This window comes from Actinomadura kijaniata NBRC 14229, assembly GCF_001552175.1.
Lineage (GTDB): Bacteria > Actinomycetota > Actinomycetes > Streptosporangiales > Streptosporangiaceae > Spirillospora > Spirillospora kijaniata.
Window position 1 is genome coordinate 1 of record NZ_BCQR01000125.1, and the last position, 12,802, is coordinate 12,802.

14 protein-coding genes are annotated in these 12,802 nt (G+C 74.7%); 6 read left to right on the forward strand and 8 right to left on the reverse strand.

Annotated features, from left to right (window positions below):
• Positions 1-1,574, forward strand: a 1,574-nt coding sequence (locus AKI01S_RS32985; RefSeq protein ID WP_218009909.1) for a helix-turn-helix domain-containing protein, incomplete at its 5' end; no start/stop codon positions are given.
• Between the two features lie 106 nt (positions 1,575-1,680).
• Positions 1,681-2,598, forward strand: coding sequence for a quinone oxidoreductase family protein (locus tag AKI01S_RS32990; protein WP_067826480.1), 918 nt, complete (start codon positions 1,681-1,683; stop codon positions 2,596-2,598).
• A 52-nt stretch (positions 2,599-2,650) separates the two neighbouring features.
• On the opposite strand, the gene AKI01S_RS32995 is transcribed toward AKI01S_RS32990, so the two are convergent.
• The 5 genes from AKI01S_RS32995 to AKI01S_RS33015 form a co-directional block, all read right to left on the reverse strand.
• Entirely contained in the window at positions 2,651-3,022 is a 372-nt protein-coding gene (locus AKI01S_RS32995; protein ID WP_067826483.1) for a hypothetical protein, read from the reverse strand.
• 13 nt (positions 3,023-3,035) lie between these two features.
• On the reverse strand, positions 3,036-3,536 hold the full coding sequence (locus AKI01S_RS33000; RefSeq protein WP_245681880.1) for a roadblock/LC7 domain-containing protein: 501 nt from the start codon (positions 3,534-3,536) through the stop codon (positions 3,036-3,038).
• The gene (locus AKI01S_RS33005) at positions 3,533-4,303 is read right to left on the reverse strand and encodes a hypothetical protein (protein ID WP_067826487.1); all 771 of its coding nucleotides are present in this window, start codon (positions 4,301-4,303) and stop codon (positions 3,533-3,535) included. Before AKI01S_RS33005 ends, AKI01S_RS33000 begins: the two co-directional genes overlap by 4 nt.
• Positions 4,293-4,652: a hypothetical protein gene (locus AKI01S_RS33010; protein WP_220509725.1), complete on the reverse strand. Its 360-nt coding sequence runs from the start codon at positions 4,650-4,652 to the stop codon at positions 4,293-4,295. Before AKI01S_RS33010 ends, AKI01S_RS33005 begins: the two co-directional genes overlap by 11 nt.
• Positions 4,653-4,819: 167 nt before the next feature.
• Entirely contained in the window at positions 4,820-5,797 is a 978-nt protein-coding gene (locus AKI01S_RS33015) for a helix-turn-helix transcriptional regulator (protein ID WP_067826493.1), read from the reverse strand.
• 63 nt (positions 5,798-5,860) lie between these two features.
• Between AKI01S_RS33015 and AKI01S_RS33020 the strand changes: the two genes are divergently transcribed.
• Positions 5,861-6,994, forward strand: a complete 1,134-nt coding sequence (locus AKI01S_RS33020; protein ID WP_218009910.1) for a winged helix DNA-binding domain-containing protein — start codon at positions 5,861-5,863, stop codon at positions 6,992-6,994.
• 19 nt (positions 6,995-7,013) lie between these two features.
• Here the strand turns inward: AKI01S_RS33020 and AKI01S_RS33025 are convergent, their stop codons facing one another.
• Positions 7,014-7,799: a TetR/AcrR family transcriptional regulator gene (locus AKI01S_RS33025; RefSeq protein WP_067826496.1), complete on the reverse strand. Its 786-nt coding sequence runs from the start codon at positions 7,797-7,799 to the stop codon at positions 7,014-7,016.
• Between the two features lie 97 nt (positions 7,800-7,896).
• Here AKI01S_RS33025 and AKI01S_RS33030 point away from each other — a divergent pair, with 97 nt between their 5' ends.
• Entirely contained in the window at positions 7,897-8,493 is a 597-nt protein-coding gene (locus tag AKI01S_RS33030; RefSeq protein WP_067826499.1) for an HDIG domain-containing metalloprotein, read from the forward strand.
• On the opposite strand, the gene AKI01S_RS33035 is transcribed toward AKI01S_RS33030, so the two are convergent.
• Positions 8,462-9,658, reverse strand: a complete 1,197-nt coding sequence (locus AKI01S_RS33035; RefSeq protein WP_067826580.1) for an MFS transporter — start codon at positions 9,656-9,658, stop codon at positions 8,462-8,464. The two genes, AKI01S_RS33030 and AKI01S_RS33035, sit on opposite strands and share 32 nt — an antisense overlap.
• 73 nt (positions 9,659-9,731) lie before the next feature.
• Here AKI01S_RS33035 and AKI01S_RS33040 point away from each other — a divergent pair, with 73 nt between their 5' ends.
• Both AKI01S_RS33040 and AKI01S_RS33045 read left to right on the forward strand, forming a co-directional pair.
• Entirely contained in the window at positions 9,732-10,490 is a 759-nt protein-coding gene (locus AKI01S_RS33040) for a DeoR/GlpR family DNA-binding transcription regulator (protein WP_067826502.1), read from the forward strand.
• Positions 10,491-10,494: 4 nt separating this feature from the next.
• Complete coding sequence (locus tag AKI01S_RS33045; RefSeq protein WP_067826505.1) at positions 10,495-11,181, forward strand: HAD family hydrolase; 687 nt, start codon at positions 10,495-10,497, stop codon at positions 11,179-11,181.
• On the opposite strand, the gene AKI01S_RS33050 is transcribed toward AKI01S_RS33045, so the two are convergent.
• Positions 11,081-12,703, reverse strand: coding sequence for a CocE/NonD family hydrolase (locus tag AKI01S_RS33050; protein ID WP_067826509.1), 1,623 nt, complete (start codon positions 12,701-12,703; stop codon positions 11,081-11,083). The genes AKI01S_RS33045 and AKI01S_RS33050 overlap by 101 nt on opposite strands.
• Positions 12,704-12,802: the final 99 nt, after the last annotated feature.

Consider the following 12,802-nt stretch of genomic DNA (forward strand, 5'->3'; position numbering starts at 1 on the left):
CCGCCGAACGCGCCGGCGCACGCGGCGCGCTGCCCACCGCCGTCCCGCTGATGGAGCGGGCCGCCCGGCTCAGCCCCGATCCGGCCGACCGGACCCGCCGCCTCGTCCGCGCCGCCCAGACCGCGGTCACCGGCGGCCGCACCGAGGAGGCCGCCGACCTGGCCGACCGCGCCTGGGAGCTGGCCGAGGACGCGCCGTCGCGGGCCGGGCTGGCGATGGTGCGCGCGACCGTGGAGTTCGAACGCGGCGTCCCGCACGGCACCGCCGACCTGCTCGCCGACAGCGCCGCCCCGGTCGCCGCCGACGACCCCGGGCTCGCCCTGACCCTGCTGGTGATCGCGGCGGGCAACGCTTGGTCCTCCGGCGAACCCGCCGCCCTGCACCGGGCGGCGCGCCTGGCCGCGCCGCTGCGCCCGGTCTCGCCGCCGCTCGTCGAGGGGATCGCCGCGCTGGCGCGGGTCATCGACGGCGACCACGCGAGGGGGCTGCCCGGGCTGCGGTCCCTGGTGGAGGAGGCGCGCGCCGACCCGCCCGAAAGCCTCATCGCGCGGCTGTTCGTCATGGCGGCCGCGCAGCTCCTCGGCGCCGACGACGCCCTCGCCGACCTGGCCGCCGCCGACGTCGCCCGGGCGCGCGGCCGCGGCCTGGCGGGCGCGCTGCCCCTCACCCTGCAACTGCTCGGCCACGCCCAGGCGGCCGCGGGGCTGCGCCGCGACGCCGCCGCGACCGTCGCCGAGGCCCTCGACCTCGCCCATGCCACCGGCCAGGCCCACCGCGCCGGCCGCGTCGCCGCGGTGATCGCCCGGCTCGCCGCCGTCGAGGGCGACGAGCGGCGCTGCCGGGACCAGGAACGGCACGCCACCACGGCCGAGTCGGCGGCGGCCGTCGCCTGTGCCCTGGGCCTGCTCGACCTGGCCCACGGACGGCACGAGCGGGCGTCGCGCCGCCTGGAGGAGGCGACGGCCGGGCACACCGCCGCCGCCGTGTTCGCCCTGCCCGACCTGGTGGAGGCGGCGGTCCGCGCCGACCACCCCGATCGCGCCGCCGGGCCGTTCGCGCGCTTCACCGCCTGGGCCGACGCCTCGGGGCAGCCCTGGGCCGCCGCCGTCGCCGCGCGCTGCCGCGCCCTGCTGCACCCCGCCGAGGAGCACTACCGCGACGCCCTCCGCCTGCACGAACAGGGCGGGCGGCCGTTCGAGCGGGCCCGCACCGAGCTGCTGTACGGCGAGTGGCTGCGCCGGGAACGCCGCCGCACCGACGCGCGGGAACCGCTGCGTTCGGCCCTGGCCCGCTTCGAGCACCTGGGCGCCGCCCCCTGGGCCGACCGCGCCCGCGCCGAACTGCGCGCCACCGGAGAGGGCACCGCCCCCGCCGCCGCCCCCGGCCTGACCGACCGGCTCACCCCGCAGGAACTCCAGATCGTGCGGCTCGCGGCGGCGGGCGTCAGCAACCGCGACATCGCCGCCCAGCTGTTCCTGAGCCACCGCACCGTCGAGTACCACCTCTACAAGGCCTATCCGAAGCTCGGCGTCTCCTCCCGCGCCGAGCTGGCCCGGCTCGGCCTCGGCGGCTGACCGGCGGCTGACCGGCGGCCACTACGGTGGTCGCACGGATTCGCCCCAGTGGTCCCCCTCCCTAACGTCGTGACCAGTTGAAACGCACGACCGAACGGAGACGGACATGAGCAGGGCGGTTGTTTTCCACGAGCCGGGCGGACCCGAGGTGCTGCGCGTCGAGGACCTCCCCGAACCGCAGGCGGGACCCGGCGAGGTACGGATCAGGACCAGGGCGGCGGGCGTGCAGCCGTTCGACGTGGCGGTCGTGGAGGGGTGGCTGCCCGCCTTCGCCACCGACCGGGGCTGGCCCCGGATCCCGGGCAACGAGTTCGCCGGGGTGATCGACCGGATCGGCGAGGGCGTCACCGGGTTCGCCGTCGGCGACGAGGTGCTGGGCTTCGGGCTGCTGAACTCCTACCGCGAGCACGTGGTCGCCCCCGCCGAGCACATCACCGCCAAGCCCGCCGCGATGCCGTGGGAGGTGGCGGGCGGGTTCACCGCCGCCGCGCAGACCGCGCACATCGCCATCGAGGAGCTGGACGTCCGGGAGGGCGAGACCGTCCTGGTGCACGGCGCGGCCGGGGCCGTCGGCGGCGTCGCCTCCCAGCTCGCCCGGCTGCGGGGCGCGACCGTGATCGGCGCGGCCCGCGAGGCGCAGCACGACTACCTGCGCTCCCTCGGCGTGGTCCCCGTCGCCTACGGTCCCGAATTCGTCGAACGCGTCCGCGCGCTCGCGGGCGGCGACGTGCACGCCTCCGTCGACGGCGTCGGCGGCCAGGCCCTGGACGCCACCCTCGAACTGGTCGAGCACCGCGGCCGCATCGTCACCCTGGTCGACCACGGCCGGAGCGAGGAGCTGGGCATCCTGGTCACCCCCGCCAAGCGCTCGGCCGCGCGGCTGGCCGCGCTGGCCGACCTGTACGCGCAGGGGAGGCTGTCGTTCCACATCCACGCCGCGTTCCCGCTGGAACGCGCCGCCGACGCCCACCGGCACCACGCCAGGGGAGGCGTCCGCGGAAAGATCGTGCTGACCGTCGACTGAGCGCGGGCGTCGCGGGGGGCGTCCGGCACGGGCCGGGCGCCCCCGGACGCGGTCAGACCTCGACGATCTCCTCGATGCCCTTGAGCTGGTGGCGGGCCAACGCCAGGTTGGCGCGGTTGCGGTCCAGCGCGAGGTAGAGGAACAGGCCCTTGCCCTTGCGGCCGCTGACCGGGCGGATGATGTGGTACTGGCCGGTCAGGGTGATGAGGATGTCCTCGATGTCGTCCTTGATGTTGAGCTGCTCCATCGTGCGCATCTTGGCGCGCACGACCTCGGTGTTCCCGGCGGAGGCGACCTGCAGGTCCAGGGACTTGGAGCTGCCCAGCATGCCCAGCGCCATGCCGCTGTTGTAGTCCACCAGCGCGGCGCCGGCCGCGCCGTCGATCGCCATCATGTCCTTGAGGACCACGTCGATGTTCGTCATGCGGTGTTCCCTTTCACTCGGTTGGGTGCCGGTCGTCTGGGTGCCGGTCGTCCCGCGACGCGGCCAGGTGCTCGCCGATCGCGCGGGCGACGGGGCGGGACTCCAGGTGCAGGCGGCCGACGTTGACGCCGGACTCCGCCAGCACGGTCAGCGACGCCGTCCAGCCCGCCGAGTAGACGACGACGTATCCGTTGGTGCCGTGCACGACGACCTCGTGGAAGGCGCCGCCGTGCGCGGTCGAGGCCAGCCGGTGCGACAGCGACAGCTCCGCGGACGTCAGCGCCGCCATCCCGGCGGGCTCGACGTCCGGCGGCAGGTCGTGGGCGATGAGCATGCCGTCGGAGGAGGCCACCAGGCTGCCGGTGAGCCGGGCGATCCGGGCGCGCAGCCCCTTCAGCTCCGCCAGCACCACCGGATCCGGTTCCATCGGGTAGCCCGTCGTGTCCTCGGTCCCGTCCGCCACCCTCGTCAGCCTCGCCATCAGTTCCCCCAGCCGTCTCCTGCGCGCGGTCACGCGAGTTCCTCCAACGCCCTGCGCAGCCGGACGAGCACGTCGTGGTCGACCGGCTCCCACCGCCCCGGCGGCTCGGCCGGCGCGGCCTCCCGCGAGGCGGCCCGCCGCCGGGGCAGCCGCTCCGCCCCGACGGAGGGAGCCTCGCCGGGGGGCGCCTCCACCAGCCCCCCGTCGCGCAGCGCCCGCACCGCCAGCACGCAGCCGAACGCGCTGCGGCCCAGGTCGCGTGCCAGTTCGACGGGGGTGCGCCGCCCGTCGGCGTTGAGCAGCACCTCGGCCTGCAGGCCGGTCAGGATCACCCGCTGCCGCCGGACCCGCCGCACCGGAACGACCGGGCAGCGGTCCACCGCCTCGGGCGCGCCGAGGAGGTCGCGGCGGCGCGCCTGCTCGTGCGCCAGCGTCGCCGGGGTGATCCGGCAGAACGGGGCGAGCCAGTGCGGCGGCCCCTCCCGGAACCGGGCCCGCCGCCCGTCCGGCTCGACGTCCGGGTCGAGCAGGAGGCAGGCCGCGTCGAACGTCGCCAGCAGCGCCATCGCCTCCAGCAGCGGCGCGCCGAGTGCGGCGACGGCCGCCGCGCGGTCTTCCGGGACGGCCCGTCCCGACGCGCGCGCCATCGCCTCCAGCCCGGCGGTCCGCGTGCTCTCGGCGTAGACGACGGCCCCTTCGGCGAGGTGGAACGCGCCCCCGTCCCCGACGGAGAGGACGCCGGTGCGGCGTTCGCGTTCCAGCCGCCGCAGTTCCGCCGCCAGGGCGTCGTCACCGGGCATCCCCGGCCTCCGCCAATTCTCCGATGATCTCCTTGAGGCGGATCCGGGCCAGCGCCAGATTGCCTTTGTCGCGGTCGATCAGCAGATGCAGGAAAAGGTTCCCGTCGAACGCGGTTCCGACGAGCGCGAGCAGGTGGTAGCCGCCCGCCCCGCACACGATGATCTCGTCGATGGCGTCGCCGGAGGCGGTGGCCGACAGCGCCGGGGTGGCCATGACGGCCCGCACGACCTCGGTGGTCCCGGCGGCCGTCTCGTGCTGGTCGACCGGCTCGGCGCGGCCCGCGGCGGCGACCGCCAGCCCGCTGGAGCCGTCCACCAGCGTGACGTTCCGCGCGCCGGGAATCTCCATGATCCGAACCAGGCAACCGTCAATGCCGAGCACCGCCCACCCCGCCCCGTGTGAGTGCAGATGGGGTGACGTTACCCCCGGATTAGTGGCGCTGTACGGCGAAACATCGGTTTATTGCAGCCATTTTCTGTCATGGCCATAAATGGGATAAATATACTCTCTAGTATTTATCTTCCGTCCTTTTCCGGGAGGTTCGCCGCCCGCAGCGCGCGGGCCCCGAGTTCTCCCAGGTGGTCGCGGAGTTCCGGCGGGCCGTGCACCTCGAACTCGCAGCCCAGCATGATCAGCCGGGCGGCCAGCCACTCCAGCGTGTCGGCGTACCCGCGCAACCGGCAGGAGTCCGGACCCCGCGCCTCCAGGTCCAGGCCCCGCTCCCCCAGCCGGACGCGGACCTGCTCGACCGGCATCCGCAACGTCACGTCGGCCTCGTAGACCGGGGCCGAGGAGTAGAGCTTGTCGCGCACGAACTCCGCCGGATCCCCCTCCGGCGGCACGCGCTCGGCGAACCGCTCCCCGGTGGCGAACGGCTCGGCCATCCGGTCCACCCGGAACACCCGCCAGTCGTCGCGGCCGTTGTCGTAGGCGAGCAGGTACCAGCGGCGGCCCGAGGCCACCAGGCGGTAGGGCTCGACGCGCCGCCGCCCCTCGCTCCCGTCGGCGGCGCGGTAGCGGAAGCGGAGCCGTTCCCCGGCCGCCGCGGCCGAGGCCACCACGGCCAGCACGTCCGGGTCGACGCTCGGCCCGTCGACGGTCGGCAGCGGAACGGTGGCGGCGTTGAGCGTGCTCACCCGGTGCCGCAGCCGCGACGGCAGCACCTGCTCCAGCTTGGCGAGCGCGCGGACCGACGCCTCCTCGATGCCCTCGATCGGGTTCCCGGCGGCCGTGCGCAGCCCGATCCCGATCGCGACCGCCTCCTCGTCGTCCAGCAGCAGCGGCGGCATCGCCTTGCCCGCCACCAGCCGGTACCCGCCGTCGGGGCCCATCGTCGCCCGCACGGGGTAGCCCAGCTCCCGCAGCCGTTCGATGTCGCGCCGGATGGTGCGGGGGCTGACGCCGAGCCGTGCGGCCAGCTCGCTGCCCGCCCACTCGCGCGGGGTCTGCAACAGGGACAGCAGGCTCAGCAGCCGCGCCGGTGTATCCGCCATGCGGTCCAGGATGACGGAGGTCTAGGACAGAAGTCGACCTAATCGGTCCCTAGTGTGATCAGCATGATGACTTGGACCCAGGTACACGCCCGCCGCCTGCTCCGCCACGGGCTCACCGCGCCGCACGCGAACGCCGTCGAGGCGGTGGCCGCGATGGCGGGCACCCACGCGCAGGTCATGTCGGCGGCGGAGCTGGCGATCGCGCTGCGGATGAAGGACGCCACCCGCGCCGACGTCCGCGCGGCGCTGTGGGAGGACCGCGACCTGGTCAAGACCTACGGCCCGCGGGGCACCGTGCACCTGCTGCCCGCCCGCGACCTGGACATGTGGGTCGGCGCGCTGTCGGCGCTGCCCCCCGGACGCGACCCGATGCCGCCCCGGGTGCGGATGACGCCCGAGCAGACCGAGCAGGTCCTCGCGGCGATCGGGGACGCCCTGGCCGACGCGGAGCTGACGGCCGACGAGCTGACCGAGGAGATCGTCGCGCGTACCGGCCCCTGGGCGGGCGACCCGGTGATGGAGGCGTTCCAGGGCAAATGGCCGCGCTGGCGGCAGGCGACGGCCCTGGCGGCGTTCCGGGGCGTGCTGTGCTTCGGCCCCACCCGGGACCGCAAGGCCACCTACACCAACCCGCGCCGCCACATCCCGGGCTTCCGCCCGCTGGACGGGACCGAGGCGCTGGCCCGCCTGGTCCCGGCCTACCTGCACGCCTACGGGCCCTCCACCCCGCAGCGGTTCGCGCACTGGCTCAACGCGCCGGTGACCTGGGCCAAGGAGGTGTTCGCGTCGCTGGGCGACGCGCTGGAGCCGGTGGAGGTCGAGGGCGCGCGCGCCTGGGTGGCGGCCGGTGACGCCGAGATGCCGGAGGAGCCGCCGCGCGGTGTCCTGCTGCTCCCCTACTTCGACGGCTATGCCTACCGCGTCGGCAACGTTCCGCCCGAGGCGATGTATCCGGGACGCGCCGCCGAGCGCGTGCTGCCCGCCAACTTCCAGTACCTCGTGGTGGACGGCGTGGTCGCGGGCCTGTGGCACCAGCGCCGCTCCGGCCGCCGCATCGCCGTCACCGTCGAGCCGCTGGTCCCGCTGACCGCCGCGTACCGCACCGCCCTGGACGAGCAGGTCGAGCGCGTCGCGACCGTCCTGGAGGGCCGGGCCGGGCTGACGATCGGCGAGGTGACGACCGGCGGCCACGCCTGACCGTCCCCGCGCGCGGACGTCACCGCCGGCGGACGGCGGCCTCGACCCCGTCGAGCAGCAACGCGAGCCCGGCCTCGAACGTCTCCCGGGCGTCCCCCTCCATGTAGGGAACGGACTGGTCCTCCGGCTCGTAGGCGCCCGCGTCGCCCAGCCACGCCACCGACGGGTACCGCTCGGCGAAGTCGGGGGCGACCTCCTCCAGCAGCGCCGAGCGCGCGTACCACCACTCCTCGTCCGACACCCCGGTCTCGGCCACCGCCGCCCGCGCCTCGGCGATCATCTGCGCCGACCCGCGCACCAGGTTGAACAGCGCGCCGACGACGCGCCGGATCGCCCGCGGGGGCAGCCCCGTGGCGCGCAGCACGCCCAGCGCCGTGTCGATCATGACGTACTCGTTGGGGCCCAGCACCGGCCGGGCCTGCGACACCTGGAGCACCCACGGGTGCCGCAGGTGGAACTCCCACAGGTCGGTGGCCCACGTGGTCACCGCCGCCCGCCAGCCGCCGGTCGTGTCGTAGTCGCGGGGCAGCCCGGCCAGGACCCGGTCGTACATCAGGTCGACCAGCTCGCTCTTGCCGGGGACGTAGGTGTAGAGCGCCATGCCGGTGCGGCCCAGGCGTTCGCCGACGGCGCGCATCGACAGCGCCGCCATGCCCCGCTCGTCGGCGATCGCGATCGCCGTCTCGACGATCACGGCGACGCTCAGCCCCGGCTTGGGCCCCGGCCGCCCGCCCTCGTCGGCCGGGGCGCGCCACAGCAGGTCCATGGAACGGCGGGCGTCCCCCTGCCCCGCGAACACGACCAACGCACCACTCCTTACGGCCTAAGGCTATCGCCGTCCCCGCCGGGGCGCGGGAACGCCCTGCCGGATCGGCGACGGCGGCCTCGCCTATGATCGACGCGTGGAGGTCCCGAGCGACGACGAGATCCGTTCCCTGCACCTCAGGTACGCGCCCACGCGTGAGGCCTTCGACCTCGTGTACACGCACTGCCGGATCGTGTGCCAGGTCGCCGAACGGCTCCTCGCCCGGCGGGACGCCGCGGTCGACGTCGCGCTGGTCCGGGCGGGCTGCCTGCTCCACGACATCGGGGTCTACCGCCTCTACGGCCCCTCCGGGGAGCTGGACCACGCGCGGTACATCCGCCACGGGATCCTCGGGCACGAGATCCTCGCCGGTGAGGGGTTTCCCGAGGTCCTCTGCCGGTTCTGCTCCTGCCACACGGGCGTCGGCCTGACCCGCGACGACATCCGCGGGCAGCGCCTGCCGATCCCGGTCGGCGACTACGTGGCCGAGACGGCGGAGGAGGAGCTCGTCATGTACGCCGACAAGTTCCACAGCAAGACCGACCCGCCGGTGTTCGTCTCCGCCGAGACCTACGCGACGAGGGTCGGCCGGTTCGGCGAGGAGAAGACGCTGGCGTTCAAGGAGATGGTCGACCGGTACGGCGTCCCGGACCTCGGACCGCTCATCGCGCGGTACGGTCACGCTCTGGTCTGACCGGCGCGGGCGACGCGGGGCGGGGGCGGAGCGTTCCGGCCGCCGCGACGGCGACCACGCAGAACGCCACCGGCAGGAGGAACGTCAGGTTGAGCGGGACCAGGTGGGTGAGCGGGCCGATGACGGTGGGGCCCGCGAGCATGCCGAGGTAGCCCAGGCTCGCGACGCGGGAGACGTTGGTGGCGGCGTTGCCCTGGTCGGAGTGCCCGGCGGCGCTGAACAACTGCGGAACACAGCCCGACAGGCCGAGACCGAACACGCCCCATCCCGCCAGCGCCAGCGGGACCCACGGCGACAGCGCGGCGGCCGTCAGCCCGACCGCGGCCACCCCCGCCCCGTACCGGACGACGACGACCGGGCCGAACCGCCCGGACACCCGGTCGGTGAGGAACCGCCCGACGGTCATGGCGGTGGCGAAGGCCCCGTAGGCGAAGGCGGCCGTGGCGGCCGGCGCGTCGAGGACGGTGCTCAGGTGGAGCACGCTCCAGTCGTTGGCGACCCCCTCGCAGAGCATGAGCATCAGCGCGAGCGCCGCCAGCCCCCACACGCGGCCCGACGGCCGCCGGACCGTGGGGCGTTCCGGGCCGTCCCTGCCCAGCAGCGCGGGCTCGATCGGCAGCAGCGCGGAGGCGGCGGCCCCCGCGACGATCAACCCCAGTACCGCGGTGGCGCCCAGCGTGACCAGCGGGTCCCATCCCCAGCCGAGCGCGCGGGCCCCGGCCAGCGCGGCCAGGACGCCGCCGACCGAGAACATCGCGTGGAACGCCGCCATGATCGGCCGGTCGTAGCCGCGCTCGACCTGGACGGCGTGGGCGTTCATCGCGACGTCCAGGCACCCGTTGCCGAACCCGAGCAGCAGCAATGCCCCGCCGAGCGTCCACACGTCGTCGGCCAGGCCCGGCAGGACCACGGCCGCGCAGCACAGCGCGGCGCTGACCGGCACGACGGTGCGCGGCGAGTACCGGTCGGCCAGCGGCCCGGTGATCCGCATCCCCGCGAACGCCCCCGCGCCCAGCAGCAGGAGCAGCCAGCCGAGGACCGCGTGGCCGATCCCGGTGCGGTGCTCGATCACCGGGATGTGGACGATCCACATCCCCATGACGAAGCCGTTCAGTGCGAAGTAGGTGAAGGTGGCCCGGCGGCCGGCCCGTAGCGCTCTCTGCATGAGAACGAACATAACGAACAGAAACTCTGTTCGTAAACTTCCACTTCCACCAACCATACTGTTCAATGGGGTCATGGCGAGCACTGACCGACTGCGGATGATCACCGATGCCGTGCGCGCGGCGGGCCGGATGGGCGTGGCCGAGCTGGCCGAGCTCACCGGGGCGTCGGAGATGACCATCCGCCGCGACCTGGAGGTCCTGGCCGAGCAGGGCGTGCTGGAGCGCTACCGAGGGGGCGCGCGGAGCCTGCTGCTGCGCGGCGAGGAACCGCCGTTCGCGCTGCGGGCGACCGAGGCGGCGGAGGCGAAGCGGCGCATCGCCGCCGAGGTCGCCGGGCTCCTCGCCGACGGCGAGTCGGTCGTGCTCGACGGCGGCACCACCTGCCTGGAGGTCGCCCGCCTGCTGCGCGACCGCCGGATGACGGTGATGCCGCTGTCCCTGCACGCGGTCAACGTCCTGGCCGGGGGTCCGCGGCTGGCCCTGCTGGTCCCCGGCGGCCAGCCGCGACCGGGCGAGCTGGCGCTGACCGGCCCGCTCACCGAGGCGTCCCTGGCCGCCCTGCGCTTCGACACCGCCGTCCTCGGCTGCTGCGGCCTCAACGCGGCCGACGGCATGACCGCCTACGACCTGGCCGACGCCGCCGTGAAGCGCGCCGCCATCGCCTCGGCCCGCCGCGTGATCGCCGCCGCCGAGGGCTCCAAGTTCTCCCGCACGGCCCTGGCGTTCGTCGCCCCCGTCACCACGCTGCACGCGGTCGTCACCGACGAGACCGCCCCGGACGACGAGACCGCCGCCCTGACCGCCGCCGGCCTGACCGTACGGAAGGTGTGACCCCGTGAGCGACACGATCCTGTTCGACCTGTTCGGGGTCATCGCCCGCCCGCAGTCCTCCGCGGGGATGGCGCGCCTGGTCGAGACGGCGGGGGCGGCGGCCCCCGCGTTCTGGGACGCCTACTGGGACCGGCGCCCGCCCTACGACCGCGGGCGGCTCACCGGCCCCGAGTTCTGGTCCCGGGTCGCCGAGACCCTCGGCACGCGCTTCGACGACCGGCGGATCGCCGAGCTGATCGCCGCCGACGTCGCCGGCTGGAGCGAGGTGGACGACGCCATGGTCTCCCTCGTCGGGGAGCTCACGGCGTCGGGCCGCCGCGTCGCGCTGCTGTCGAACATCCCCGAGGACCTCGCCGTCCACTACGAGGCGCGCCACCCCTGGTTCCGGTACTTCGAGGTCTGCGCGTTCTCCTGCCGCATCGGCCATGTGAAGCCTTCCGCCGACGCCTACCTGTGGTGCCGCGACGCGTTGGGGGTCGCGGCCGACCGCATCCTGTTCGTCGACGACCGCGCCGAGAACGTCCGGGCCGCCGAGGCGACCGGCATGCGCGGCCACCTGTTCACCGGCTCCGCCCGGCTGCGGGCGGCGCTCAACTGGCGAGCTGAGGCAGGACCAGCGCGGACGGAGGGTGCAACGCCAGTTCGAACGGTTCGGGGGCGCGCGCGAAGCGGGGGTGCGCACCGCCGCTGATCTGCAGGCGGACGCGGTGGCCCGCCGCGAAGCGGTAGGCGGTGGAGCTCATCGGGACCGTGACGGCGACCGGGGTGTCGCGCGGCGTCGCGGAGGGAAGCCGTAGCAGACCGTCGCAGACGTTGCGGGAGCGCCCGCGTTCGTCGACGTCGCAGAGGCGGGCGAACACGTCGCCGTGCCCGTCGGGGACGGCGACCCGCAGTTCCGCCGCGACCCGGCCCATGACCGTGACCGGCTCGGCCAGCGGGGCGGTGGTGAAGGTCAGCACGTCGGCGCGTTCCTCCAACGCGGTGTTGTCGCGGCGCCCGGCCTTGCCGGACAGCAGCGGACCGCCCGTCGCGGGCGGCGGGTCGGCCGGGTCGTAGCGGAACGACACGGGCGGTGAGGTGTCCGGTTCCTCGCCCAGCGCGCCGTCGGCGTTGACATACCAGCGACGTTCGGTGCTCCCGGGCGGCCAGTCGGGCAGGCCGCGCCACTCGTCCGCGCCGCCGACGTGGACGCGCACCGGCGTCCGCGGCACCTCCGGCGGCTCCCCGCACAGGTGCCCGCGGAGCCAGGCGAGCGAGTGGCCGAACACCTCGGCCAGCCCCTCCCCGAACGCCGAGGTGTGGGTCCAGGGGCCGACCACCAGCTCCCATTCGGGCACGGAGCCGCGCAACCGGGCGTGCTGGCGCAGGTTCTGGTCCAGGAACACGTCGTCCCATCCGGCGATCAGGCAGGTCGGAACGGTCAGCCGCGCCGCCACCTCCCCGAGGTCGGCCCCGCGCCAGTGGGGGTCGTCGGCGTCCGGACGCGTCAGGGCGTCCTCCAGGAACGGGACGCGCTCCCCGAGCGCGGGCACGTAAGCGTCGATGAGCGGATCCGCCGCGACGGCCCTGCCCAGGTGGCGCCGCAGCCGCAGGGCGCCGCGCAGGAAGGGGAGGGCGCCACGGCCCTGGTGGAGCATGCCCGAGGCGGAGATGAGGGCGCTCTCCGCGTTGAACGCTCCCCCGGCGTAGTAGAAGCCGTACGGGTCGTGGACGCCCATCTGGATCACCATCGCGCGTAGCTCCGGCGGCGGATCCTGTGCCAGGGCCCACTGCGTGTAGCCCAGGTAGCTGGCGCCGACCGTGCCGAACGCTCCGGAGAACCACGGCTGTTCGCGCAGCCAGGCGACCGTGGCGTGGCCGTCGGACGCCTCGTCGCGCCACGGCGTGAACTCCCCGCCCGACCCGCCGGTCCCCCGGCAGCTCTGCAACACGACGTGGAACCCCTGCTCGGCGAAGGCCATCCCGTAGAGCGCGGCCCAGGGGAAGGCGCGTCCGTACGGTGAACGGACCAGCAGCGTCGGGAACTCGCCCTCCTCCGCCGGGAAGTAGTGGTCGGTCAGCAGGGTCACGCCGTCGGCGGCGGGAACGGGCAGGTCGCGTTCGCAGCCGACGGTGTGCCGCGCCGGGGGCAGGCCCCGCAGCAGACGGCGCGCGACCCGTGCCGTCCGGCGCGGCCGGGAGGTGGGGGCTCGGGAGGTCGTACGGATGGCCACAGGTCCCTCGATTCCGCCGCCGGAGCGGCGCGACGACTTCTCGTACTTAGTACGAGAATAGGGGATGCTTGGATGGAGCGGAAGATCGGGTGAAGGGAG